Raw genomic sequence first — 24,247 nt, forward strand, 5'->3', positions numbered from 1 at the left:
TCATTGCCCCTGCTTTTCAAGCTAAACTAAAAGGACTTGGAAACGACCCAAGCGCATCCGTCAAGGGCCACGTCAGATGGCCTGAATGCGCAAGGGCATGAGGCAGAGGCAGCTGGAGGCTGTGTTAGACATGAAACGGACGATTTTGGGCGCAATTTCCGCGCTGAGCCTAACGCTGGTCGCAACCGGAGCTGTTGCGCAGGAAAGTTCGAACCGCGTGGCCGCGAATACCGATTGGAGCGTCTTCGTAGAAGACAACCCGACCGAATGCTGGAGCGTCTCCAGCCCTAAGGAAACCGTAAACACCAAGAACGGCCGCGCCGTTGCGGTGAAACGCGGCGATATCCTGCTTTTCGTCAGCTACCGCCCCGGCAACAAGGTGAAAGGCGAGGTCTCGTTTACCGGCGGCTATCCCTTCGCCAAGGGGTCCACTGTGGAACTGGCCATCGGCAGCTCGACCTTCCAGCTGTTCACCGACGGGGAATGGGCCTGGTCGGCCTCGCCAGCCGAGGATGCCAAGATCATCGCGGCGATGAAACGCGGCGCCAAAGCCTCGGCATCGGCCCGGTCATCGCGCGGCACCCAGACCAAAGACACGTTCAGCCTGCTGGGCTTTACGGCGGCGGTTGAAGAAGCTGGCAAGCGCTGCGGCGGATAAGTTCTTTTCTTCAGGCAGGCAAAGCGCGCGGGGCTGAAAGCTTCGCGTGACAAGGCTCGTGCGATGGCCTATAGCTGCCGCCCTGATTTCGAAGGAACGCGCTATGGACCCGAAGGCTCCGATCACACAGGATGTCATGACCATCCCCCGCAAACCCCCCGAGGGCGACAAACGCAACCTCGTTGGGATGACGCGCGACCAGATGCGCGATGCGCTGATCCAGATGGGCACGCCTGAAAAGCAGGCCAAGATGCGCACCGGGCAAATCTGGCAGTGGATCTATCAGTGGGGCAAACGCGACTTCGCGGATATGACCAACCTAGCCAAGGCCTATCGCGCCCAGCTGGACGAACATTTCGTGATCGAAATCCCCGAGGTCGTGACCCGGCAGGTGTCCGAAGATGGCACCCGAAAATACCTGTGCCGCATCGCCGGCGGCCACGAGGTCGAGGTCGTTTATATCCCCGAAGAGGGCCGCGGCACGCTGTGCATTTCCTCTCAGGTGGGCTGCACGCTGACCTGCTCTTTCTGTCACACCGGAACGCAAAAGCTGGTGCGCAACCTGACCGCGGCCGAGATCATCGGCCAGGTGATGATGGCACGCGACGACCTTGACGAATGGCCCGTGCCCGGCGCGCCCAAGGATGAAACGCGTCTGTTGTCCAACATCGTGCTGATGGGTATGGGCGAGCCGCTCTACAATTTCGACAACGTGCGCGACGCGATGAAGATCGCGATGGACGCCGAGGGCATTCAGCTGTCACGCCGCCGCATCACCCTGTCAACATCAGGCGTGGTGCCCGAGATTGCCCGCACGGCGCAGGAAATCGGCTGCCTTTTGGCGATCTCGTTCCACGCCACCACGGATGAAACCCGCGATGTGTTGGTGCCGATCAACCGCAAACACAATATCGAAGAGCTTCTGAGCGCGCTTGCCGCCTATCCCAAAGCCTCCAACAGCGAGCGGATCACCTTTGAATACGTGATGCTGGCGGGTGTGAACGATTCAGACGAGGATGCCCACCGCCTGATCGACCACATCAAGCGTCACAACATCCCGGCCAAGATCAATCTGATCCCGTTCAACGAATGGCCGGGCGCGCCCTACAAGCGGTCGTCCAACAACCGCATCCGTGCCTTCGCGAACATCATCTATCAAGCCGGATACGCCAGCCCGATCCGCAAAACACGTGGCGAAGACATCATGGCGGCCTGCGGTCAGCTGAAATCGGAAACCGAACGCGCCCGCAAATCGCGGCGCCAGATCGAGGCCGAGGCCGGGATCACGCGCTGATCCAAAAACTGTCATGGCCCGCGCAATCAGGTCAAAACACCTGACCTGAAAACCGTGGCGGCACACGACAATCCTCTTTAGGCTCGGTGCATATTTCAAACACCATTTGCCAAAAAAGGGAGAAGAACATGTCTTGTTGCGACAGTTGTGATGACCGCAAATCAATGGTCGAAGCCGCCAGCACCTGGATGAATGGGATCAGATCGGGCCAACGCCGATCGGTCACCCTGTATTTTGACGACGGCTATGTGGCCACTGGGCGATTTGTATCGCTGGAAGACGGCTTTTTCACATTCGCGAACGCCCGCAATCCCGGACAGGGCGCAGGCAACAGCAGTGACACTGCCTGGCGCTATGAGGACTTTCCCTATTGCACCGTGAAGCGCATCAGAAGGGACTATTTCCGGCCCTATAAAGGCAGCGGAGAGTAGCGCAACCCAACGCATTGCCCACCAGGTCAATCCCAAACGGGTCCATCCCCTTCGCCTTTTTGTGGCCACAGACAGGCGATGTCTTGCCAGAATTTGCCCCCAAAACACCGCTTTGGTGTTCAATTTCTGCCACCGACACCCTGCATGGTTAATGGATCACGAACGAGGGTGGGCCTTGACCATGCAAATCAAAACAGAAACCAATCGCGTGCTGGACTTTCTGGCCGCTGAACGCGCCAAAGCACCGAACTTTCGCAGCTTCCGGCGCCAGTTGGTGGAATATGGCTATTGCATCTCGAAAGGGGCGCACGGGCTGGTGGTCGAAACCCTGCCCAACCGCCAAACCGTATGTGCGCTCCCTCGAGAATTGCACGTGTGATCTGACGCTCTAGCGCCCCGGCAACGCCGTGCGCGCGCCATCGGAAGGCCAGTTGTCGATCGCGTCAACGGCCTCTTGCGCCGTTTCAACGAACTTGAACAGGTCCAGATCCTCGGCGCTGATGGTGCCCGCATCTGACAGCGCGTCCCAATTGACGATGCGCGTCCAGAACTCCTGCCCGAACAGCAGAATAGGCACTTTCTTCATCCGCCCGGTCTGAATCAGGGTCAACGCTTCGAACAGCTCGTCAAGCGTCCCGAAACCCCCGGGGAAAATGGCAATTGCCTCCGCGCGCATCAGGAAATGCATTTTGCGGATCGCAAAATAGTGGAAGTTGAAACACAAATCCGGGGTGACGTATTCATTGGGTGCCTGCTCATGCGGCAGCACGATATTCAGGCCGATTGATACCCCGCCTGCATCCTCTGCCCCGCGATTGCCTGCTTCCATCACACCGGGGCCACCACCGGTCACAACAACGTTTTCGCGGTGGCTGTTCACCTTCGAGCGCAAGGTCATAAGCCGCGCAAATTCGCGCGCTTCATCATAAAACCGCGACAGCTCTTTCAGCGTTTCCGTGCGCGCGCCGTCTTTCTTCGCGGGCTCCGGGATACGCGCGCCGCCAAACAGCACAACCGTGCTTTCGACCCCGTATTCCTGCATCAAAAGCTCCGGCTTCAACAGCTCAAGCTGCAAACGCACCGGACGCAACTCGTCACGACACATGAAATCCAGATCATCATAAGCAAGCTTATAGGCGGGCGCGCGGGTCTGCGCGGTGTCGGGGGTTTGGTGTGCGGCCTCGCGATCCTGATGGCTGTCGCGAAGCGGGTGGTTGCGGTCGTCTTTCATGTCACTGATCCTGTCACAGCTGCGTTCCCCCAAGAGCTAACGCCTTTGCACGACAGTGACCAGACTTGCGCGATCAAGTTACGGCGAGAATGGGATTGCACCAGCCCACCGCGGGTTTTATCTATTATCTAAAATATGAGGCCCTCATGACAGCTACCATCGCCGATTCCATCTATCGCGAGCTTAGCGCGCAGATCATCTCGGGCGCGCTGCCGGCGGGTGAAAAGCTGCGTCAGGACCATATCGCCAAGGCGTTTGACACCAGCCACGTGCCCGTGCGCGAGGCTCTTTTGCGGCTTGAGGCCCATGGGCTGGCACAAAGCCAACCGCGACGGGGCATGCGGGTCACCGCGCTGGATCCCGAAGAGGTGCGCGAAGTCACCGAGATGCGCGTGGCCCTTGAAACGCTGGCTTTGCGCCACGCCACGCAGCGCGCTACGCCGTTGGACCTGAAACGCGCAGATGACCTGCGCAAGTCCTGCGACGACGCCACCGATATGCCCAGCTGGGAAGCCCGCAATCGCGCCTTTCACATGGCCACCCTTTCCCCCTGCGCCATGCCGCGGCTGTTGCAGACGATAGATGATCTGAGCATCGCAAACGCCCGACACCTATATGCCCATTGGCGTCATCGTTGGGTCCAGCGCATCGATACTGACCACGCGGCGATTCTTCAGGCCATGCGCCGCAAGGATGCAAACGCCGCATGTGAAATACTGACCCGCCACCTGCGCCGCGTCAGCTAAAGCGTTTCGACATATTGTCGTACCTCAACAACAAGTCGAAACGCCTCAAACTCCACCCGCCCATTTTATCTACGAAATTCTGACTGGATATTTTGTGCTTGATATTTTTATCAATAAAAAAGATGCTATGCCCCGACTCATGGTAATTTTATCTACAAAATGGAAAAACGATGACCTCCACCACTCACGCCCCCACCGAAACCCGCAGCCTGTCGCTTTCGGGCCAAGCCATTCGCATCGCCATCGGCGTCGCCCTCCTTGTGGCTTCATCCAAGTTTCAGGTGCCCTTCTATCCGGTGCCGATGACATTGCAGGTCGCAGCCATCATGCTGATCGCCGCCACTTATGGCCTGCGCCTTGGCACGGCCACCTTCGCGGCCTATCTGGCTGCTGGCGCAGCTGGCCTGCCGGTTTTTGCCGGCACGCCTGAAAAAGGCATCGGACTGGCCTATATGCTGGGCGGCACCGGCGGCTACCTACTGGGCTTCCTGATCGCCACCGCGATTGTTGGTTTCGTTGCTGACCGGATGCACAAGCTGGCGATCATCCCCGCGATGCTGGCGGGTCTGGCCGTGGTTTATGCGCTTGGCCTTCTGTGGCTGGCACAATTTGCGCCTGACACCACGACGCTGCTGGCCTGGGGCTTCACGCCTTTCATCTTGGGGGATCTTGTGAAAGTGGCCATCGCCGCCGTCATCGCCATCAAGCTGCCCAAGGCCTTGGGCAGCACGATCCGGGGCACCCAGCCCAATGCTTGATCAGCTGAACGACATCCGGTCCGACTGGACGGTTGACGAAGTGGAGGCGCTGATGCGCCTCCCTTTGCTTGAACTGGTCAGCCGCGCCAATATGGTGCACCGCGCCCATCACGACCCGGACGATATTCAGAAGGCCAGCCTTCTATCGATCAAGACGGGCGCCTGCCCGGAAGACTGCGCCTATTGTCCGCAATCGGCCCATCACAAAGAGGTCGAGCTGGACCGCGAGAAGCTGATGAATCCGGCCCATGTGGTGTCGCTGGCCAAACGCGCCCAACAGGCAGGTGCCGAACGGTTCTGCATGGGGGCCGCCTGGCGTCAGGTGCGCGATGGCGAGGAGTTCGACAACGTGCTGTCCATGGTGCGCGGCGTGCGTGACCTGGGCATGGAAGCCTGCGTCACGCTGGGCATGTTGAAACCGCATCAGGCCGAAGCCTTGGCCCAAGCGGGCCTGACCGCCTACAACCACAACCTCGACACCAGCCCCGAGTTTTACGGCAAGATCATCACCACGCGGACCTATCAGGACCGGCTGGAAACGCTGGCGCATTGCCGCGATGCGGGTCTGGATCTGTGCTGCGGCGGGATCATCGGCATGGGCGAAAGCCTGCGCGACCGCGCCTCGATGCTGCAGGTGCTGGCGGGTTTTGATCCGCACCCCGAAAGTGTCCCGGTAAACGCGCTGGTCCCCGTCGAGGGCACACCGCTGGAAGGCCAGCAAAAAGTCACCGCCTTCGATCTTCTGCGCATGGTCGCGACCGCGCGCATCGTGATGCCAAAAACCCGCGTGCGCCTGTCGGCGGGTCGGTCCGATTTCAGCCCGGCAGAGCAAGCGCTTTGCTTCCTCGCGGGCGCAAATTCGGTCTTCTATGGCGATGTGCTTTTGACCACGCCCAACGCGGGCACCGGTGACGATGTGGACATGTTTGCCGCTTTGGGGGCATTGGACGGCGCTTGAAGCCCACGAAACCCCGCGCGCCCGTTGCACAATGAGCGCGCGGGCCTTATAGCCCATGCGAAACATTTCTTACCGTGACGGAGCTGCCTGACATGTCGAACGCCCAACTCGAAGCCGCCATCGAAGCCGCCTGGGAGGCGCGCGACACGATCACCCCCGCCACCACAGGCGAAACCCGCGAAGCGATCGAAGACACTCTGAATGCGCTGGACAGCGGCAAGCTGCGCGTCGCGGTTCGTCAGGACAATGGCGACTGGCACGTGAACCAATGGGCCAAGAAGGCCGTGCTGCTGGGTTTCCGCATCAAGGACATGGAAGAGCACTCCGGCGGGCCGCAAGGCGGCGGCTGGTGGGATAAGGTCGATTCGAAATTCAAAGGCTGGGACGACAACCAGTGGAAAGCCGCAGGCTTTCGCGCCGTTCCCAATGCCGTGGTCCGCAAATCGGCCTATATCGCGCCGGGCGTGGTTCTGATGCCGTCTTTCGTGAACCTTGGCGCCCACGTGGACGAAGGCACCATGGTCGACACTTGGGCCACTGTCGGTTCTTGCGCCCAGATCGGCAAAAATGTGCACCTGTCAGGTGGCGTTGGCATCGGCGGCGTGCTGGAGCCGATGCAGGCCGGCCCGACGATCATCGAAGACAACTGCTTCATCGGCGCGCGGTCCGAAGTGGTCGAAGGCTGCATCGTACGCGAAGGCTCGGTTCTGGGCATGGGCGTGTTCATCGGCCAGTCGACAAAGATCGTTGACCGTGAAACCGGCGAGGTCATGTATGGCGAAGTGCCGCCCTATTCGGTGGTCGTGGCAGGCTCGATGCCCTCCAAGAACGGCATCAATCTGTACTGCGCCGTGATCGTGAAACGCGTTGACGCCAAAACCCGTTCGAAAACAGGCATCAACGAGCTTTTGCGCGATTGATCCCAAACAAAACGGTACCCTGATTTTCAAGGGCGTGCAGGACCAACCCTGCGCGCCCTTTTTTCTTTTTCCAAAGAAAAAGTGACGTAAATGCCGCCCTCGCCCGTATCACCTTTGTATCATCCAAGAATAAGGGAGGATCACATGATACGCATCATTTTCCTGTCAGGGCTGATCGCGGTCGGATATGCGGCGGAAGCGGCCCAAAGCACCGGCTCTGCCCCTAAACCCACGACCTGTTCGATCGCTGTTTAACCCGGCAAGACTTGATCCCACTGTGGATGCGGCCTAAGCCCTGCATATGGACAAAGACAAGAAACCGAAAAAACCCAAGAAGCCACATCAGGTCTACACGCTGTTGATCGAGGTGGGCCGCAAAGAGGGCGACGGGCTGCCCGAGGGCGCCACGGGGGCTGCGCTGGTGTGCTATGCGTCTGGCGTGGACGAAGCTGAGGCCGTGCGCGAAACGGTCGCCATTCTGAGGCAGGCTGACCTCGCCCCGCTGGACGTGTCCGGCTATGGCAGTCTGGACGAGCGTCTGGACCAAGGCCATGACATCCCTTCGGAAGAGCGCGAGTTGATGGGGCGTGCACTTGCGGAAAACAGCGTGATCGTTGCACAGATGACGCCCTTCTTCGACGACGCGCGCGAAGGCGCGAAACACTGATCTGCACGGGCTGCCCAAGGCCGCCCGTCACCCATCAGAAGATGACGAACGGCTCCGGGCGCACCCTATTTGAGTTACGCCATCAGGGGCGCACGATGGTCACGAAACTGTCGGGCACTGACGGATCCTGCATCAGGATCTTGGCGAGCTCCAGCCGCAGCTGAGACCGATCGCCACCCGCCGTGGTGGCGCCATTGCTTTCGATGATCTCTCCCTCGATGGACAAGGTAATTGCCCGCCCTTCAAAGGCTTGCTGCATCATCGCAATCATCGCAGGCTCCATGCCGCTTTCTGCCGCCGCCTGTTTCAGCTCTGCCAAATCAAACGATACGCGCAGATCGCCATTCTCAAGCCGCTCGATTTTCGCCGATTGCGCCGGAGACATGCCATCATCACCTGCCGCGTCAGCCTCTTCGTTCAGTTTGGCAATCAGGTTATCAATCGTGTCCGTTTCTTCCGTCACACATTGATAGCCTCCGTCATCCAGAACCGTGCCGACACCATCTTCGCAGGGGTCATCACCACTTGCCGCCGCCATCTGATAGGCTTCTGGCCCCATGGTGATCACTGATTTGACCGTGGCCGTGTCGTCGTCATGGACAACAAGCTTCATTTCGGCATCGAAACAGGCCGCCAAAGGCAGCAACAGCAAAAGAAAGAAAAGCTTTTTCATGGAAGTCCCCGAATATCTGTTTGCGGTCAGGCTAAAGCGTTTCGGGACAAACTTGAAGCACATGTGTGTTCCAAAACGCTTCAGAGCGCGCGCGGCGTGGTCCAGAGGCGGATCGCCTCACGCCACGTCCATAAGCGCCAATCCGCGCGCTTCGAACGCATTCAGCGTTGGGTGACACGGCACGCCGCCCAAGGGCAGAAATGCCGGGGGGATATGCGCCAGCGGCGAACTTGCATGAAGTGTCTCAGAGCTGAGCGTGTCGCCAATACACAAGCTTTCCGCCCACATGCCCGCCACATTCAAGTCCGCATGACGATCAAGCACGATATGCACCCAGTTGGCTGACCGCAAACGGCGCAGCTCTTCGACCCCGCGGTGGCCCAGAAGAAACCGGGCCTCGACAAATAGTTTTTCCCGACCGAACATATATTCCGCGCGTTCGTCGCTCAGCAGAAGCTTATAGTTCGGGGCACAGATCAGATCATCTTGCAGTCCGAAATATGGCGCGCGCAATCGGATCGCCCGTGACAGGCCAACCATTGGAAGGCTCTGGCGCACAAGATGGCGCACCGGCAGAGTGAAGCCGGACCCGGTGACCACGCGATCCCCGACATTAAGGTCTTGCACAGGGACATAGCCTGATTGAGTACGCACCAGCGCGCCCTCGTGCAGGCCAGCGGGCAAAGGCACGGGACAAACCTGATCAGCGAAAGCCAGCACACGCACCGGCCCTGCACAATATCGGCGCCCCGCGCGGGTCAACAGGACCAGATCGGACACGGGCATGGGAAACGGGTTGTCGGCAATCTGGATCATCGGGGCGTCAAGCGCTTCGCCCTCAAGCGACAGGCGGGCTGTGCCGCAAGCCGCGTCCCAGCTGAAGGTTGCACGCAATCGCCCGGGTCCAAGCGTGGGAGGCAAGCTCAATGCAATCACGCAGCGGCTGTCTGCATGTTCCTGTGTCTGGACAAGCATCAACCGATTGTCCGCACCAAGATGCAGCTTTAACCGACGTGCCCATCCCTCTGCGGCACTGAAATCCACAAGCGTCGTCCCACCGTCCGGCGGCGAGACATATTCGAACTCGACCAGAAGACTGCCCCGCGACAGAAGCTTCCGGGTGTCCGATTGCATGTCAGGGCAAACACGAAGCTGCGCTTCATAAAGGTCCGATATGCCGATCCAACCCATCTGCGCGCCTCGCCCGCCTTACGCGGCTTCGCGACTGGCCACCAGCAACCGCGCCTCATATCCCTTCAGGGTGCGCCGCGCTGCGGGCGAATAGCCTTCGCCGGTGGTTGGATCGATTTCCGGGAAGATCGCGCAAATCTCTTCAACGATCTCTTGCTCAAAGCTCTTTGTGGTCTGCGGTCCGGGCAGGAAGCTTTCCGATGCCAGCCCGTGTGTGAACACAACCTGATGACGATCAAAGAGCAGATGCACATAGTCAACGTCGCCGCCCTCGATCCGCCGCACCGACCGGTCGTTGACCAGATCCTTCGCCGCCACAAGCACCTCGCGCTCTCCAAACAAAAGCTCGGCCAGCGCATCGCGGATCAAGACCCGATGCAGCGGAGAGACCATGACCTCGCCATGTGTTCCGAAGGTGTTTTCACGAATGCGGATGGGGGCAAAATTGCCCCGTGCCTCAACAGCACGACGCCCGATCCAGCGCAGCGGCTGGGCACCATTGTCCTTGGTCAGCACCAGATCCCCTGGCTCCAAGCCTTCGACCGGGCGCGGACCATCTGGTGTGTCGACCAGCGTTCCCGCGACAAAGCACGGAATGCTGTCCACGGTCACAAAAGCGGTGTCCGTCTCGCCTGTGACACTGTCTTCAACCTTATAGGTGAAGCTGACGTTTTCGGTATCACCATCGCCCACAAGGGTCAGGGTGCCATCCGCATTCAACTGCACCGTCTGCCCCGTCGACAGGGTGACGCTATCCCCTGCGGTCACGGCAATCCCGTTGATATGCGTGATGGTCAGCACACCGGTCGAACTTGTGGTGTCATTCGCCAGCACGTCGATGGTTTTCGACCCATCGGGGTACAGGTTTGTCGTGTCGTCAAAGGCCAAAACTGCGGATTGGATCGAATCCCCCGCAATCAGCAGATTTGAGTCGTAAGAGCTGTCCGCCACATCCGCGATACCGATCTTGATCGAGTTTACGACCCCTGCTGTGACCGGGATTTTCACCGACATTGTAACGGTGAAACCATCCATCTCGGTGTTGTATTGGTCCCCGGTATTGTTGACGTAGAGGTTCGAGTTGTCGGTCGCGTTCACATTCCCGACAGAGCTATCTCCGATCGCCATTTCAACTTCTTGACCATTGATCCAGATGCCAACAGCGTCATTGTAGATCGAATTGGTATATTCGGGATATTCCTCGGACGAGAAAACGAACTGCATCGAGATATACTCGACACCAGCATCTGGCACGAAATCAATTTCCAGGAACGAGGCGTCATATGTATTGGTGCCGGCCAAGGCATTAAAGTCACTGTCGTTGTTCACGCCATAGGTATTGCGCGAAGTGTTCGAGTTCATGTTGGTGTTGGACCCACCATGGCTGTTGGTGAAGCTGGACGTGCGCCCCGTCGACAGAATGACACCGCTGTCAGAGGGCGTCACGCCGGCAGTGGTCGTATCCCCGCCGGAATAGGTGCCCGAACTGCGCCAGTCGCCGGAATAGGATGCCCCGGTCACGGTGACCCCGTCGCCGAAGATTTCTTGCGCCATATTCATGGCACTTGCGCTGTTGTTGATCGAGAGCTCGTTTGCTGTCGCCACGGCCGCCTCCATTCTCAGCGGCAGGGACATGGGAACAAACCGGGCGCAAAGGCGCCGGATATTGGATGCTGCTCTGTCGTGAACCGGCCGTGGTTTTCCACGTGCATACGGCGCACTGACCCTGCCTCAGGTCATTGTTTTCACAACTATGCCTGAATTTTTCCGTTCTGTTAACACATTGTTCACAATTCACGGGCGAAACGCAGGGCTGTCTCCCCCGCGCCACAGCCGCTTATGACAACGCGCCGTTTGCAGCCCCCTTGCCATGCAGGTAGAGAGGAAGAAAGGAGACCCGCGAATGTCACAGCCCATCGATCCCGTTGCCCTGACACAGAAACTGGTGCAATGCCCCTCGGTCACGCCTGACGAAGGTGGGGCGCTGGTCTTGCTGGAGGGGCTGCTGACGCAGGCGGGCTTTGCCTGCACACGGATCGACCGGGGTGGAATCTCGAACCTCTTTGCCCGATGGGGGTCGAAAAACGCCCGCACGCTGGGCTTCAACGGCCATACGGATGTGGTGCCGCTGGGCGACCGAGCTGCCTGGACCGTGGACCCGTTCGGCGGCGAGATCCGCGATGACGGGTTTCTTTATGGGCGTGGGTCCACCGATATGAAATCCGGCGTTGCCGCCTGGGTTGCGGCGGCGATTGATTTCACCCGCGACGCCCCTGAAGATGCCTCGCTGGTGATCACCATCACCGGCGACGAAGAAGCCGATGCCATTGACGGCACCACGGCTATCCTCGACTGGATGAAGGATGCGGGCGAAAGCATGGATGATTGCGTCGTCGGCGAACCCACCTGCCCCAATGAGATGGGCGAGATGATGAAGATCGGACGGCGCGGGTCGCTGACCGCCTTCTTCACCGCGCGGGGCGTGCAGGGCCATGCCGCCTATCCGCATCGTGCGCTGAACCCCGTGCCCGCTTTGGCCCGGCTGATCGCTGATCTGGACGCGCATGAGCTGGATCAGGGCACCGATCATTTCGACGCCTCGACACTTGCCGTGACCACCTTTGACACCGGCAACCCGGCGACCAATGTGATCCCGGCCGACTGCCGCGCCACGGTCAATATCCGCTTCAACGACGCGCATTCGTCAGACAGCGTGATCAAGTGGCTCAAGGGCGAGTGCGCCCGCGTGGGCAAGGACACAGGCGTGGACATCGAGATGACGGTGAAGGTCTCGGGCGAAAGCTTCGTGACCCCGCCCGGTGCCTTGTCCGAGCTGATCGCCACCTCGGTCGAAGCCGAAACAGGGCGCCGGCCCGAGGCCTCAACCTCGGGCGGAACGTCAGATGCGCGGTTCGTGAAAAACCACTGCCCTGTGGTCGAATTTGGCCTTGTGGGCAAAACCATGCACGCCGTGGATGAACGGGTCGAGGTGGCACAGATCACCCAGCTTAAATCCATCTATACCCGCATCATCAGGGATTATTTCGCATGAGCCGCATTCCGACGAAACAAGAGGTTCTGGACTGGATCAGCGAGAACCCAACCCAGACCGGCAAACGCGATATCGCACGGGCCTTCGGCATCAAGGGGGCCGCGCGCATTGACCTGAAACGGCTCTTGAAAGAGCTTGAAGCGGACGGTCATCTGGCCAAACGCGGCAAGACCTATCGCGACCCCGACAAGCTGCCCCCGGTATCCGTGCTGCGTGTCGAGGCCCCCGACGCCGATGGCGACCTGTTCGCAAGCCCGATGGAATGGGCAGGCGAAGGGGCCGCGCCGCGTGCGCTGATCATCGCCAAGGAAGGCGATCCGGCGCTGGCACAGGGCGAACGCATCCTGGCCCGCATGACCGAGGTGAAAGACGAACCCTACGCCTATGAGGCGCGTCTGATCCGCCGCATCGGCACCAACCCGATCCGCATTCTGGGCATCTTCCGCAAAGGATCGGAAGGCGGGCGCATCGTGCCCATCGACAAGGGTGCGGACAAGGAATGGCGCGTCGACCCCGGCGCGGACGAAGGCGCAAAAGATGGCGAGCTGGTCGAGGCGCAGCAATCCGGGCCGAAGTCCCGCATGGGCCTGCCCCGCGCGCGCATCGTGGCACGGTTGGGCGACCCGACGGCGCCCAAGGCCGTCAGCCTGATCGCCATCCACCAGCACGGCATCCCCGACGCCTTCCCCGACAAGGTGATCGAAGAAGCCGACGCACAAAAACCCGCGGGGCTTTCGGGCCGCGAGGACCTGCGCCACCTGCCCCTGATCACCATCGACCCGGCGGATGCGCGCGACCATGACGACGCGGTCTACGCTCATGCAGACGACAACCCCAAGAACCCCGGCGGGCACGTGGTTTGGGTCGCGATTGCTGATGTGGCGCATTACGTGACCCCCGGCTCGGCGCTGGATCACGAAGCGCGCCGCCGGGGCAACTCCAGCTACTTCCCCGACCGCGTGGTGCCGATGCTGCCCGACCGCCTGTCGGGTGATCTGTGCAGCCTGCACGAAGGTGTGCCGCGCGCCTGTCTGGCCGTGCGCATGGTGCTGGACGCGCAGGGTGAAAAGAAAAGCCACAGCTTCATTCGCGGGCTGATGCAGTCCCATGCCTCTCTGAATTATGCCGAGGTGCAGGCCGCACAGGACGGCCAACCCAACGATAAATGCGCACCCCTGATGGACGAGGTGATCGCGCCGCTCTACGCCGCCTACAAGGCCGCCCGACTGGCGCGCGAGGCTCGCCAACCGCTGGATCTGGACCTGCCCGAACGCAAGATCATACTGGGAGAGGACGGCAAGGTCGCCTCGGTCAATTTTGCCGAACGGTTCGACGCCCACCGGCTGATTGAAGAGTTCATGATCCTCGCCAATGTGGCCACCGCCGAAGAGCTGACCCGCCTGCGTCGCCCGCTTCTGTTCCGGGTGCATGAAGAGCCCAGCCCGGAAAAACTGGAGGCGCTGCGCGAGGTCGCACAGGCCTCGGGCTTTACGCTGGCCAAGGGGCAGGTTCTGCAAACGCGCCACCTTAATCACCTGTTGGCACAGGCCGAGGGTACGGAATTTGACGAGCTAGTAAATATCTCGACGCTCCGGTCGATGACACAGGCTTATTACCACCCGCAAAACTTCGGGCATTTCGGCCTGTCGCTGAAAAGCTACGCGCATTTCACGTCGCCGATCCGGCGCTACTCTGACCTGATCGTGCACCGCGCGCTTGTGACTGGGCATGGCTGGGGGGATGACGGGTTGTCGCGGGGGGATATCGACGGGCTGGAAAGCACCGCGCAGCATATTTCCGAGACCGAGCGCCGGTCCATGATGGCCGAACGTGACACTACGGATCGCTATTTGGCAGCCTATCTGGCCGAACGCGTGGGGGCCGAATTCACCGGGCGGGTGGCCGGCATCGCGCGCTTTGGCCTGTTTGTGAAACTGGATGATAGCGGCGCGGACGGGCTGGTCCCGATCAGCACCATCGGAAATGACTATTTCCGTTTTGATGCGGACACCCAAACATTGACCGGCGAAAGGTCGAACCTTGTCATAGGCTTAGGCCAGCGGGCCTTGGTAAAGCTGACCGAGGCTATTCCGACCACCGGGGGGCTGGCACTGGAACTGCTGGAGCTGGAAGGGCGCAAGCTGCCAACTGCACGCGGGCGCAGCCGGGGGAAATCCGGGGGGAAAACTGGCGGGCGAAAAGCCATGACATCCAAACGCAAATCCGCCAAAATCAAGCGAAAGGTAAAGCGATCGCGCAAGTAGCGCCCGCAAATGTGTATGAGGTGTCTGAGTGTCCGGACAGAGTACGTCCCAATTCGAAGGCTTTGAAAGCTGGGTTGTCGGCTTTCGAGATCGGGCGCTGGCGACAGGGGTCTCGGAACGGACGCTTGACCTGTGCTGGCCAAGGCTTTTGCCAGACCCGCGCATCTTGGAAAAACAATCCCATCAGGCTGAATTTACCCTGACCATCTGCGCCTATCTGGATCGGGTGGTCAGTGCGAAACGGGTCAAGGATGGTCGGGCAAGCTTTCGGGCTCATCGTTCCCTTTTGGTGCGGATCGCAGACCGATATCGGGTCGATGCGGCAGCCATCATGGCCATTTGGGGGGTCGAGACGAATTACGGCCGCACCCGCGGGGATTGGTCAACGCTTGGCGCCTTGACCAGTCTGGCACATTCCGGTCATCGCGCCGATTTTTTCGAAAGTGAGCTTCTGGCAGCTTTGTCCATTTTGGATGCAGGCGACATAACGCCAGCGGCCATGGTGGGCAGTTGGGCCGGCGCGATGGGGCATGGGCAGTTTATGCCCTCAAGCTATCATCGCTGGGCGGTGGATTTTGACAGGGATGGACGGCGCGATATCTGGCAGGAAGACCCGACCGATGGTTTGGCGTCGATTGCCAATTATCTTTGGGAACACGGTTGGCGGTTGGGCGCGCCCTGGGGTGTTGAACTGGGGCTGCCCGCGGGGTTCGACTATAGCCTGACCGGGCGCACCACCCGCAAGACCACAGCCGAGTGGACGGCCCTTGGGGTCACGGCTGCCGATGGCGGCGCGCTGGGCGACTACGGGCGGGGCAGCGTTCTTTTGCCGTCTGGCGCAGAGGGCCCCGCGTTTCTGACCTATCACAATTTCGATGTGTTGCTGACCTATAACCGGGCGGAAAGCTATGGCATTGCCGTTGGTCATCTGGCGGATCGGCTGTCCGGGGGACGCAAATTTCTGACACGCTGCCCCGAGGGTCTGACAATGCTGACCCGCGCCGAAATGCGCGAATTGCAGGAACGCCTAACCGGACTTGGGTTCGACACGCAGGGCGCGGACGGGTTCACCGGACCAAACACGCAAGCCGCGCTGCGTGCCTATCAGGCGGCGCGCGGGATGGTGCCAGACGGGGTCGGCACCGGCGCGGTGCTGCAAGCGATCCGCGCCGCGACCTGAGACTTACTCGAATTCCATCTCGGCATAGACCTGACCTGCATTCTTGGTGGCCAGTTCTTCAAATGTGTCGTGATGGGCAAACGGTGTCTGGTCGACGTAATAGGCCTCGTCAAGCGTGCCGCCGTTTTCCAGCAAGCTGCCAATCTCGCCGCGCAGATGCTTAAGATAGCCGATTGTATGTGCCTCGACCTGCGCCATGTTGGTGGGGTAGCCGTGGCCGGGGATCACATAGGTGGCATTGATCGGTGCAAAGACGGTTTCCCAGGTGTCAATCCAGCAGCTTGTGCACGTGTCTTCGAAGATCGGCGGGATGCGATTGTGGAAGGCCATATCACCTGCAATCATCAGGCTGTCTTCTGGCAGCCAAACCTGAATGTCACCCGGGCTGTGGGCAGGACCGGAATAGAGCACCTCGATGGTTTTTCCGCCCATCGTAATGACCTCTTTTTCCTCAAAGGTACGGGTCGGGCCCATCGGTTCGGTGCCTTCCCAGTTTTCCTGCGCATAGCGCTTCATGCCTTCGAAAAGCTGGCCTGCATATTCTTCAAACTCATGGGCCGCATCCACATGGGCCAACACCTCGACCCCCTGCGAAATCCAGTAGTTGTTGCCCAGCATCGCATGGCCCTGGCCGTTTTCGTTGATCACCAGCTTCACCGGCTGGTCGGTGATCGCCTTGATCTCGGCGTGCAGCGCTTCGGCCAGCTTGTAGTTGGCGCCCGCATTCACAACCACCACACCGTCGCCCGTCACGATAAAGCTGAGGTTGTTGTTATGGCCTGCATTTTCATAGGTCGGAGGGGCGGTGGCGCCGATGGCGGACCAGACATTCGGGATCACCTCGACCGGTTTTTCGTAGAGCACCGACGCCGGGTACTGGTCTGCGATGTCTTCATCTGCCAACGCGGGCAGGGCGAGACAGGTCAGGATGGCGGTGGTGATGCGAAACATGGGGGTCCTCCGGAAATAAGCTTCGGATAGATTGTCACATTCGCATGTGTTGTTCTAGCAAAAAGAGAACGCGTCCCGCCGGGGGATGTTAGGCCTCCGGCGGGGATGTTTTCGACAAGAAGAAGAGGTCAGCCCTGCGCGGCTTTGGCAGCGGCGCGCAGCGCGCGGATGTTGTCGCCATAGACCTCGGGCGTGTCGACCGATCCACCTTTGAACACGGCCGATCCTGCAACAAAGCAGTCGGCGCCCGCTTCGACCAGCGGCCCGATTGTGGTGGGATCAACGCCGCCATCAACCTGGATGTGGATGTCACGGTCCCCGATCATCTCGCGCACCTGACGCACCTTTTCGACCGAGGAGGGGATGAACTTCTGCCCACCAAAGCCGGGGTTCACACTCATCACCAGCACCATATCACAAAGCGGCAGCAGGTGTTCGATCACCGACGCAGGCGTGCCGGGGTTCAGGCTGATGCCTGCCTTGGTGCCGGTGGCCTTGATGGCCTGAAGCGTGCGGTGGGGGTGCGGGCCTGCCTCGTAGTGGGCGACGATCATGTCGGCCCCGGCATCGGCATAGGCTTCGATATACGGATCAACGGGCGCGATCATCAGATGCACATCCATGAAGGTCTTCACATGCGGGCGGAAGGCTTTCACGGCGGGCGGGCCGAAGGTCAGGTTCGGCACGAAATGCCCGTCCATCACATCCACATGCACCCAATCCGCACCCTGCGCTTCGATGGCCTGAATTTCCTGCCCGAAATTGGCGAAATCGGCAGAAAGGATCGAGGGCGCGATCTTGATGGAACGATCAAAGGACATGGGCAGGTCTCCGGCAGCAGGGATTTGCCGTTCTTATAGAGAGTTTCGCGCATTTGCGAAGAGCGAAAGCGCCGCCCGGTGCTAGCGCTGCGGCAAATCAGGATCACAACGCTTGCCTTGCATGCACCCCTTTACCTTTTGAAGCGTTGCCCGATCCGGTTCCCCAAAAGCAAACCCGCCGCAGGGATTGGTTTCCAGAAGATAGCGACCATCTTCGCGTTTCAGAAAAACGAGGTGTTCAACGCCATGGGCCAGACCGCCGCACCACGGGCCAAAACACTGCACGTTGATGTCGATGTCTCGCGCGAAGTCCGCATCAAACCCGGAGCGGGTCAGGCTTTTGCCTTCGATCCGGCCTGTCAGATGGTTGTCGGGCTTCACATCCTGCTGCCGCTCCCAATCCACCTTGGGCAGTTTGCGTTCGTCGAATGTGAGCTTGCCCAGAACGGCGACATAATCGTCCGGTGACTTGGCTGCATCTTTGAAACCGGCGACCGCGTTATACGGCATGCAGGACAGGGCAGACACAGCCGTTGGAAGGACGAAAAACAATAGGGCAAGCACAACACGCATCACAAATACTCCTGAAACCCTTTTACCACTTTTGCATAGATATCCCGCTTGAACGGCACGATGTTTTCGACCACCTGATCTGCCCCCATCCACTGCCAGGCACTGAATTCCGGGTGGTCTGTTTCAATATTCACCTGACTGTCATCGCCATGAAAGCGTAACAGGAACCAGCGTTGCTTTTGACCGCGATAGCGCCCCTTCCAGATTTTCGGGACAAGGTCGTGGGGCAAATCATAGGGCAACCAATCGGGCAGTTCGGCTTCGATGGTGACAAGGTCATGGGTGATACCGGTTTCTTCCCACAACTCACGCAGGGCGGCATCGCGCGGGTCTTCGCCATCATCGACGCCACCTTGCGGCATTTGCCACGCGGCGGCTGTGCCCAGTTTGGGAGCGTCAAGTCGTTGGCCGACAAGGGCTTTGCCTTGGGCGTTGACAATCATGATGCCCACACAGGGACGATAGGGCAGCTTGGCGATTTCTTCTGGGGTCATAGGGGCCTTCCGTGGGGTCCATGTCACTTTGGGATGATCCTAAGCATCATGTCAGGAATGGCCAGAGCGGAACGACAAAGGGCTGCCTGACGGCAGCCCTTAAAGCGTTTCGGGACAAACTTGAGGCTCATGTTTATTCCGAAACGCCCACAACATTGATATCTCTTGCCGCGTTTCGGCTTTCCCCTGTCTCAGGTTGAAACCGAAACGCTTTTACCAAAAGTTACCATTTCCCAGCCGGTTACTTTGCGGCCGAGATCGTCGACAGACCTTTGATCAGATCCACAGCATAGGACAGCTGGAAATCGTCATCGCGCAGCTTGGCAGCCTCTTCGGCAGCTTCGCGTTCTTCTTCAATCTGGCGCTGCTCGTCTTCGGACAAGCTGTCATTATTCAGACTGCCACGCAGATCGGCCTCGGACCGCTGACGGGCGGCGTTTTCATCCTCGGAGGTTTCACTGTCGGGTTGACGCGGAGGCTGCTCAACCACGATATCCGGCGACACGCCCAGCGCCTGAATAGAGCGCCCCGACGGCGTATAGTACCGGGCAGTTGTCAGGCGCATGGCCCCGTTTGACGCAAGCGGCATCACCGTCTGAACCGACCCTTTGCCGAAGCTCTTGGTGCCGACAACAATCGCGCGGCGATGGTCCTGAAGCGCGCCCGCAACAATTTCAGAGGCCGAGGCCGAGCCGCCATTGATCAGCACAACAATCGGCTTGCCTTCGGCAAGATCACCCGGTTCGGCGTTCTCGCGCGAGCTTTCGCCCGGATTGCGACCACGGGTCGACACGATCTCTCCGCTTTCAAGGAACGCGTCGGATACGGCAATCGCTTGTGTCAACAGCCCGCCGGGGTTGTTGCGCAGATCCAGAACGAAGCCTTCAACCTTGTCCATGCCGCCCAGCGCTTCAACCTCGCGCGCAAGGCCATCGGCCATGTTGGGGTAGGTTTGATCGTTAAACGTGGTCACACGCAGGACAACCGTGTTGCCCACGGTGCGCGCCGTGGCAGCGGTCAGCTTGATCGTGTCGCGAATGATCGAAACGTCAAAGGGTTCGTCCACGCCTTCGCGCACCACGGTGACAATGATCTCGGACCCGACAGGACCACGCAGCAGGTTAACCGCATCATCCAGTGTCAGCCCCAAAAGGCTGTCGCCATCCACATGGGTGATATAGTCGCCCGACTGCATGCCCGCATCATCCGCCGGCGTGCCATCCATCGGCGAGACCACGCGCACGAAGCCCTCTTCCTGCGTCACCTCAATCCCCAGACCGCCAAAAGACCCGCGGGTTTGCACACGCATATCAGCCGCATCTTTCGGCGACAGATAGCTGGAATGCGGATCAAGCGAGGTCAGCATCCCATCAATGGCGGCCTCGATCAGCTCTCCGGCTTCGACCTCTTCAACATATTGCGCGCGGATACGCTCGAAGATATCGCCAAACAGATCGAGCTGTTCGTAGACACTTGCGTTCTGATCGGCTTCCTGCGCCAGAAGCGGGCCTGCCACTTGTGTGGTCAACACCACCCCTGCGAGCGTACCGCCCAGCGCGGCCATCACGAACTTCTTCATCACATTATTCCTTGCCTGCCGCGAACCAGTCAGCTGGATTCACGGGCGTTCCATCTTTTCTCAACTCTATATAAAGCGTTTCCGACCGCTCTGCGCCAGTTCCTTCCTCCGGATTGATCAAAAACGCTTGATCATCGCCGGGGGCCGCCCCGCCCATAAGGCCAATTGGGGCGCCTTTGGCCAGCACTTCGCCCACATCGCCGTAAAGCTGGCCGAGCCCTGCAAGCACCATCAGATAGCCTTCACCCGGCTCGATAATGGCCACGTTGCCATAGTCAAGAAGCGGGCCAAGATAGCGGATCGTGGCTGGCCACGGCGTTGTGACGATGGCCAGGGGGCGGGTTGCCAGCACAAAACCAGGGCGGCGCACACCGGCGGCGTCAACCTCGTTAAAGCGGCGGATCACCTGCCCCAGAACCGGCATGTCCAGTCGCCCGGCTGCGCCGCGGAAATCGGGCAAGGTTCCAAACCCGCCCCCGCTTTCCGGTTCCGACATCAACCCGTCGGCAAAACTGGCCAGAGTGTCGGCACTGTCCAGCAAAGCCTTCATGCGCGCTTCGTCAGCGGTGAACCGGCGCGGTAATTCGATGCGCCGCGCGATGGCGAGGCTCAGTTCGAACCGGGCCTCTTGCGCGCCCTCCAGCCCGGCCTGCAAGGTGGTCACCGCGCTTTCTTGCAATTTGCGCAGGGTTGTCAGCTCTTCAAGCCCGGCGCGCAAGGTTTCTGCCTGCGCCTGTAGGGCCGGGGTCACCTCGGAGAGAATCATCCCCGCACGCGCGGTGCCAATCGGGCCATCCGGGTGGATCAAAAGCGCAGGCTCGGGCGCTTTCTGGATCGTTTGCAACACGCCCAGAAGCTGCGCCAAGCGATCGCTTTCAGCCTCCAGCGCGCCTTCGATTGTGGCCTCGCGCAGGCTGGCCCGACGCAACCCGTCGCGCAACGCGGCCAGCCCATCTTCATAGGCTTTTACCGTCTGGGTCAGCGCCGCCACGCGATCACGGGATTTCTGTGCATTGGCCAAAGCATCCGTCGCCTGATCCAACGCCTGCATGGCGGCGCGGGCAGCTTCGGTCGGGTTCGAGTTCTGTGCGCTCAGCGGCGTGGTCGAGGCCACCACCGCCAATCCGATGCCTGCCACAGCAGACCAGAGAGCGCGCGTCCGGATCACCGGCAGATCAGGCTTTCGCCGGTCATTTCAGGCGGCTGCGACAGCCCCATCAGCTCTAGCACCGTGGGGGCCAGATCCGCCAAACGTCCGTGGTTCAACGTAATGCCGTCAGGCCCGCCAAACAGCACCACCGGCACCGGATTTGTCGTATGCGCGGTGTGCGGCCCGTTGGTCGCCTGGTCCCACATGGTTTCGCAATTGCCGTGATCAGCCGTGACGATCATCGCGCCGCCGACCTCTTCCAGAACCTCCAGAACCCGGCCCAGCCCGTCATCCACGGCCTCGCAGGCCGCAATGGCTGCGTTCAGATCACCCGTGTGCCCAACCATATCGGGATTGGCAAAGTTGGTGACGATCAGGTCATAGCCCTCGCGAATGGCCTCGACGAAATGTTCAGTCACATCGGGGGCGGACATCTCGGGTTGCAGGTCATAGGTAGCGACTTTGGGCGAGGCGGCCATATAGCGGGTCTCGCCCTCGACCGGATCCTCTTTGCCACCGTTCAGGAAGAAGGTGACATGGGGGTATTTCTCGGTCTCGGCGGTATGAAACTGGGTTTTGCCGTGTTTCGCGACCCATTCGGCCAGCGTGTTCACGATATCCCGCTTGGGAAAGCAGGTGGTCATATAGGCGTTATGGGCGTCGGAATATTCAACCATGCCCAAAAGAGCCGAAAGCCGGGCGCGCTTGCCCACGTCAAATTCGTCAAAGCCCGGCTCGCCAATGGCGCGCAGAACCTCACGGGCACGGTCGGCGCGGAAGTTGATGAAGAACAGGCCGTCGCCGTCCTGAAGGCCCGTGTGGTCGTCGATGATCACCGGACGGATGAACTCGTCAGTGGTCTCGTTGTTGTAGGCCGAGGAAATTGCCGCATCGACCGAGCTGAAGATGTTTCCGGTGCCATGCATGATCGCGTTATAGGCCAGCGACACCCGCTCCCACCGGTTATCACGATCCATCGCAAAATAGCGCCCTGACAAGGTGACGATGCGCGCGTCTTCAGGCAGGTCAGCCTGAAAGGCCGCCAGCTGTTCGCGGGCAGATTGCGGGGCTACATCGCGCCCGTCGGTGATCGCGTGAATGGCAACGGACAGCCCTGCATCGGTCAATGCCTTCGCAGCGGCCACAAGGTGATCCTGATGGCTGTGCACACCGCCCGGGCTGACCAACCCCGCAATATGGGCGGTCCCACCGGCGGCTTTGACATTGGCGGCAAATTCCTGAAGGGCTGCGTTCTGGAAAAAGCTGCCATCCTCGATCGCCAGATCAATCTGCCCCAGATCCATCGCCACCACGCGGCCTGCACCGATATTGGTGTGGCCGACCTCGGAATTGCCCATCTGACCGGTTGGCAGCCCCACATCTGGCCCGTGTGTGATCAGGGTGTTTGACGGGCAGCTGGCCATCAGGCGATCAAAATTGGGCGTTTTCGCCAAAGCAGGCGCGTTATGCTCCACGCCATCGCGCAGACCCCAGCCATCGAGAATACACAATACAACGGGTTTCGGGGTGGTCATCGCGGGGTCCTTTTGCTGCTCGCCCTCTATCTATGGCGCGGGGGCGCATATGGCAACGGGCGCGCGCCGATCAGGCTGGATGTTTCAGACGCGGTGATAGGGGCTTCCGGCCAGAATACTGGCCGCACGATAAAGCTGTTCAGACAGCATCACGCGCACCATCATATGTGGCCAGACCATCTTGCCAAAGGACAGGCTGGCGTCGGCCTTGGCGCGCAGGGATGGGTCGATCCCGTCGGCACCTCCGATAACAAAGGCAACATCCCCGCGCCCGTCGTCGCGCCAGCGGCCCAGCAGGTTGGCGAAATCCGGCGAGGACATGACCTTGCCGCGTTCGTCCATCGTGCAGATCAGCGCGCCCTTGGGAATGGCACGCTCCAACAGGGGTGCCTCGGCAGACATGCCGCCCCCCTTTTTGTCTTCGACTTCATGGAGTGAAAGTGGCCCGAGGCCCAGCGCCCGCCCGGTCCGGTCGAACCGGGTGGAATAGTCATTGATCAGTTCAAGTTCGGGCGATTTACGCAGCCGTCCGACCGCGCAGACATGCACGCGCATTTCATCGCCCCCTGATCAGGTCGCGGCGTCAGCCGCGCCCGGTTCCATCCACATCTTCTCAAGCTGATAGAACTCGCGCACTTCCGGGCGGAACACATGCACGATCACATCGCCCGCATCGATCAGCACCCAATCGCCCTGGCTTTTGCCTTCGAGCTTTGAAAAGACGCCCATTTCTTGCTTCAGCTTGTCGGTGAGCTTTTCCGAAATCGCTGCGACCTGACGCGTCGAGCGGCCCGAACAGACCACCATATTGTCAGCCATCTGCGACTTGCCGTTAAGGCTGATCACCACAACGTCTTCGGCTTTGTCATCTTCAAGGGACTTCAGGACAAGCGCCAGCATCTGCTCGCTGGCTGTTTTTCCGGGGTTAGCCGTCATTGCGGTTTCCCCTGCGGTCGCGCCTGATGCGACCTCTGTTGGCAAAGACAGGACATTGTCCTCCTAACGCTGCACACCGTTCCGCCCCGGTGCTGGGCATGGAAGAATCGTAACACCTGTTTCAGGCAAGCTCAATTGCTACCACCTGATACAGGCGCGTTTTTGTGCAGCTATGCAACAATCCC

The 24,247-nt window shown here is 60.1% G+C and carries 25 protein-coding genes; 12 read left to right on the forward strand and 13 right to left on the reverse strand.

What is annotated here, in order from left to right:
• Positions 1 to 130: 130 nt before the first annotated feature.
• From ACRY08_RS02130 to ACRY08_RS02145, 4 genes are all read left to right on the forward strand, one after another.
• Positions 131 to 658, forward strand: coding sequence for an invasion associated locus B family protein (locus ACRY08_RS02130; RefSeq protein ID WP_432448195.1), 528 nt, complete (start codon positions 131 to 133; stop codon positions 656 to 658).
• 103 nt (positions 659 to 761) lie between these two features.
• Complete coding sequence (gene rlmN / locus ACRY08_RS02135) at positions 762 to 1,952, forward strand: 23S rRNA (adenine(2503)-C(2))-methyltransferase RlmN (RefSeq protein WP_432448196.1); 1,191 nt, start codon at positions 762 to 764, stop codon at positions 1,950 to 1,952.
• Positions 1,953 to 2,080: 128 nt separating this feature from the next.
• Positions 2,081 to 2,383 carry a hypothetical protein gene (locus ACRY08_RS02140; protein ID WP_432448197.1) on the forward strand — a complete coding sequence of 101 codons (303 nt, stop codon included), beginning with the start codon at positions 2,081 to 2,083 and terminating at the stop codon, positions 2,381 to 2,383.
• Between the two features lie 181 nt (positions 2,384 to 2,564).
• Entirely contained in the window at positions 2,565 to 2,762 is a 198-nt protein-coding gene (locus tag ACRY08_RS02145; protein WP_432448198.1) for a hypothetical protein, read from the forward strand.
• Between the two features lie 9 nt (positions 2,763 to 2,771).
• On the opposite strand, the gene ACRY08_RS02150 is transcribed toward ACRY08_RS02145, so the two are convergent.
• Positions 2,772 to 3,614, reverse strand: a complete 843-nt coding sequence (locus ACRY08_RS02150) for a TIGR00730 family Rossman fold protein (protein ID WP_432448199.1) — start codon at positions 3,612 to 3,614, stop codon at positions 2,772 to 2,774.
• Positions 3,615 to 3,760: 146 nt separating this feature from the next.
• Here ACRY08_RS02150 and ACRY08_RS02155 point away from each other — a divergent pair, with 146 nt between their 5' ends.
• The 5 genes from ACRY08_RS02155 to ACRY08_RS02175 all read left to right on the forward strand — a co-directional run bounded on the left by ACRY08_RS02155 (position 3,761) and on the right by ACRY08_RS02175 (position 7,663).
• Entirely contained in the window at positions 3,761 to 4,360 is a 600-nt protein-coding gene (locus ACRY08_RS02155) for a GntR family transcriptional regulator (protein ID WP_432448200.1), read from the forward strand.
• 170 nt (positions 4,361 to 4,530) lie between these two features.
• Positions 4,531 to 5,118 (forward strand): biotin transporter BioY, encoded by a 588-nt coding sequence (locus tag ACRY08_RS02160; protein WP_432448201.1) that lies wholly within the window; start codon positions 4,531 to 4,533, stop codon positions 5,116 to 5,118.
• Positions 5,111 to 6,076, forward strand: a complete 966-nt coding sequence (gene bioB / locus ACRY08_RS02165; RefSeq protein ID WP_432448202.1) for a biotin synthase BioB — start codon at positions 5,111 to 5,113, stop codon at positions 6,074 to 6,076. Before ACRY08_RS02160 ends, bioB begins: the two co-directional genes overlap by 8 nt.
• 92 nt (positions 6,077 to 6,168) lie before the next feature.
• Positions 6,169 to 6,996 (forward strand): 2,3,4,5-tetrahydropyridine-2,6-dicarboxylate N-succinyltransferase, encoded by an 828-nt coding sequence (gene dapD / locus ACRY08_RS02170; RefSeq protein ID WP_432448203.1) that lies wholly within the window; start codon positions 6,169 to 6,171, stop codon positions 6,994 to 6,996.
• Between the two features lie 301 nt (positions 6,997 to 7,297).
• Positions 7,298 to 7,663 carry a hypothetical protein gene (locus ACRY08_RS02175; protein WP_432448204.1) on the forward strand — a complete coding sequence of 122 codons (366 nt, stop codon included), beginning with the start codon at positions 7,298 to 7,300 and terminating at the stop codon, positions 7,661 to 7,663.
• 82 nt (positions 7,664 to 7,745) lie between these two features.
• On the opposite strand, the gene ACRY08_RS02180 is transcribed toward ACRY08_RS02175, so the two are convergent.
• The 3 genes from ACRY08_RS02180 to ACRY08_RS02190 all read right to left on the reverse strand — a co-directional run bounded on the left by ACRY08_RS02180 (position 7,746) and on the right by ACRY08_RS02190 (position 11,162).
• Positions 7,746 to 8,336 (reverse strand): hypothetical protein, encoded by a 591-nt coding sequence (locus ACRY08_RS02180; RefSeq protein WP_432448205.1) that lies wholly within the window; start codon positions 8,334 to 8,336, stop codon positions 7,746 to 7,748.
• A gap of 117 nt (positions 8,337 to 8,453) precedes the next feature.
• A complete protein-coding gene (locus ACRY08_RS02185; protein WP_432448206.1) occupies positions 8,454 to 9,527 on the reverse strand; it encodes a Hint domain-containing protein in 1,074 nt (357 codons plus the stop codon).
• Positions 9,528 to 9,545: 18 nt separating this feature from the next.
• Positions 9,546 to 11,162, reverse strand: coding sequence for a Hint domain-containing protein (locus ACRY08_RS02190; protein WP_432448207.1), 1,617 nt, complete (start codon positions 11,160 to 11,162; stop codon positions 9,546 to 9,548).
• A gap of 268 nt (positions 11,163 to 11,430) precedes the next feature.
• On the opposite strand from ACRY08_RS02190, the gene dapE reads away from it, so the two are divergent.
• The 3 genes from dapE to ACRY08_RS02205 are packed head-to-tail and all read left to right on the forward strand — an operon-like array spanning position 11,431 to position 16,023.
• Positions 11,431 to 12,579 carry a succinyl-diaminopimelate desuccinylase gene (dapE, locus tag ACRY08_RS02195; protein ID WP_432448208.1) on the forward strand — a complete coding sequence of 383 codons (1,149 nt, stop codon included), beginning with the start codon at positions 11,431 to 11,433 and terminating at the stop codon, positions 12,577 to 12,579.
• A complete protein-coding gene (gene rnr / locus ACRY08_RS02200) occupies positions 12,576 to 14,843 on the forward strand; it encodes a ribonuclease R (protein ID WP_432448209.1) in 2,268 nt (755 codons plus the stop codon). The genes dapE and rnr overlap by 4 nt, the downstream gene beginning before the upstream one ends.
• A 28-nt stretch (positions 14,844 to 14,871) precedes the next feature.
• Positions 14,872 to 16,023: a lytic murein transglycosylase gene (locus tag ACRY08_RS02205; protein WP_432448210.1), complete on the forward strand. Its 1,152-nt coding sequence runs from the start codon at positions 14,872 to 14,874 to the stop codon at positions 16,021 to 16,023.
• A 3-nt stretch (positions 16,024 to 16,026) separates the two neighbouring features.
• Here the strand turns inward: ACRY08_RS02205 and ACRY08_RS02210 are convergent, their stop codons facing one another.
• From ACRY08_RS02210 to rsfS, 9 genes are all read right to left on the reverse strand, one after another.
• Complete coding sequence (locus ACRY08_RS02210; RefSeq protein ID WP_432448211.1) at positions 16,027 to 16,974, reverse strand: MBL fold metallo-hydrolase; 948 nt, start codon at positions 16,972 to 16,974, stop codon at positions 16,027 to 16,029.
• A 128-nt stretch (positions 16,975 to 17,102) separates the two neighbouring features.
• Positions 17,103 to 17,795, reverse strand: coding sequence for a ribulose-phosphate 3-epimerase (rpe, locus tag ACRY08_RS02215; RefSeq protein ID WP_432448212.1), 693 nt, complete (start codon positions 17,793 to 17,795; stop codon positions 17,103 to 17,105).
• An 81-nt stretch (positions 17,796 to 17,876) separates the two neighbouring features.
• Positions 17,877 to 18,368: a hypothetical protein gene (locus ACRY08_RS02220; protein ID WP_432448213.1), complete on the reverse strand. Its 492-nt coding sequence runs from the start codon at positions 18,366 to 18,368 to the stop codon at positions 17,877 to 17,879.
• Positions 18,368 to 18,862 carry an RNA pyrophosphohydrolase gene (locus tag ACRY08_RS02225; RefSeq protein WP_432448214.1) on the reverse strand — a complete coding sequence of 165 codons (495 nt, stop codon included), beginning with the start codon at positions 18,860 to 18,862 and terminating at the stop codon, positions 18,368 to 18,370. Before ACRY08_RS02225 ends, ACRY08_RS02220 begins: the two co-directional genes overlap by 1 nt.
• A gap of 241 nt (positions 18,863 to 19,103) precedes the next feature.
• On the reverse strand, positions 19,104 to 20,441 hold the full coding sequence (locus tag ACRY08_RS02230) for a S41 family peptidase (protein ID WP_432448215.1): 1,338 nt from the start codon (positions 20,439 to 20,441) through the stop codon (positions 19,104 to 19,106).
• 4 nt (positions 20,442 to 20,445) lie between these two features.
• The gene (locus tag ACRY08_RS02235) at positions 20,446 to 21,579 is read right to left on the reverse strand and encodes a murein hydrolase activator EnvC family protein (RefSeq protein ID WP_432448216.1); all 1,134 of its coding nucleotides are present in this window, start codon (positions 21,577 to 21,579) and stop codon (positions 20,446 to 20,448) included.
• Between the two features lie 26 nt (positions 21,580 to 21,605).
• Positions 21,606 to 23,126 carry a 2,3-bisphosphoglycerate-independent phosphoglycerate mutase gene (gene gpmI / locus ACRY08_RS02240; protein WP_432448217.1) on the reverse strand — a complete coding sequence of 507 codons (1,521 nt, stop codon included), beginning with the start codon at positions 23,124 to 23,126 and terminating at the stop codon, positions 21,606 to 21,608.
• 84 nt (positions 23,127 to 23,210) lie between these two features.
• The gene (gene rlmH / locus ACRY08_RS02245) at positions 23,211 to 23,681 is read right to left on the reverse strand and encodes a 23S rRNA (pseudouridine(1915)-N(3))-methyltransferase RlmH (RefSeq protein ID WP_432448218.1); all 471 of its coding nucleotides are present in this window, start codon (positions 23,679 to 23,681) and stop codon (positions 23,211 to 23,213) included.
• A 15-nt stretch (positions 23,682 to 23,696) separates the two neighbouring features.
• Positions 23,697 to 24,062, reverse strand: coding sequence for a ribosome silencing factor (gene rsfS / locus ACRY08_RS02250; protein WP_432448219.1), 366 nt, complete (start codon positions 24,060 to 24,062; stop codon positions 23,697 to 23,699).
• Positions 24,063 to 24,247: the final 185 nt, after the last annotated feature.

The sequence above is a fragment of the Aliiroseovarius marinus genome (assembly GCF_050881025.1).
Lineage (GTDB): Bacteria > Pseudomonadota > Alphaproteobacteria > Rhodobacterales > Rhodobacteraceae > Aliiroseovarius > Aliiroseovarius marinus_A.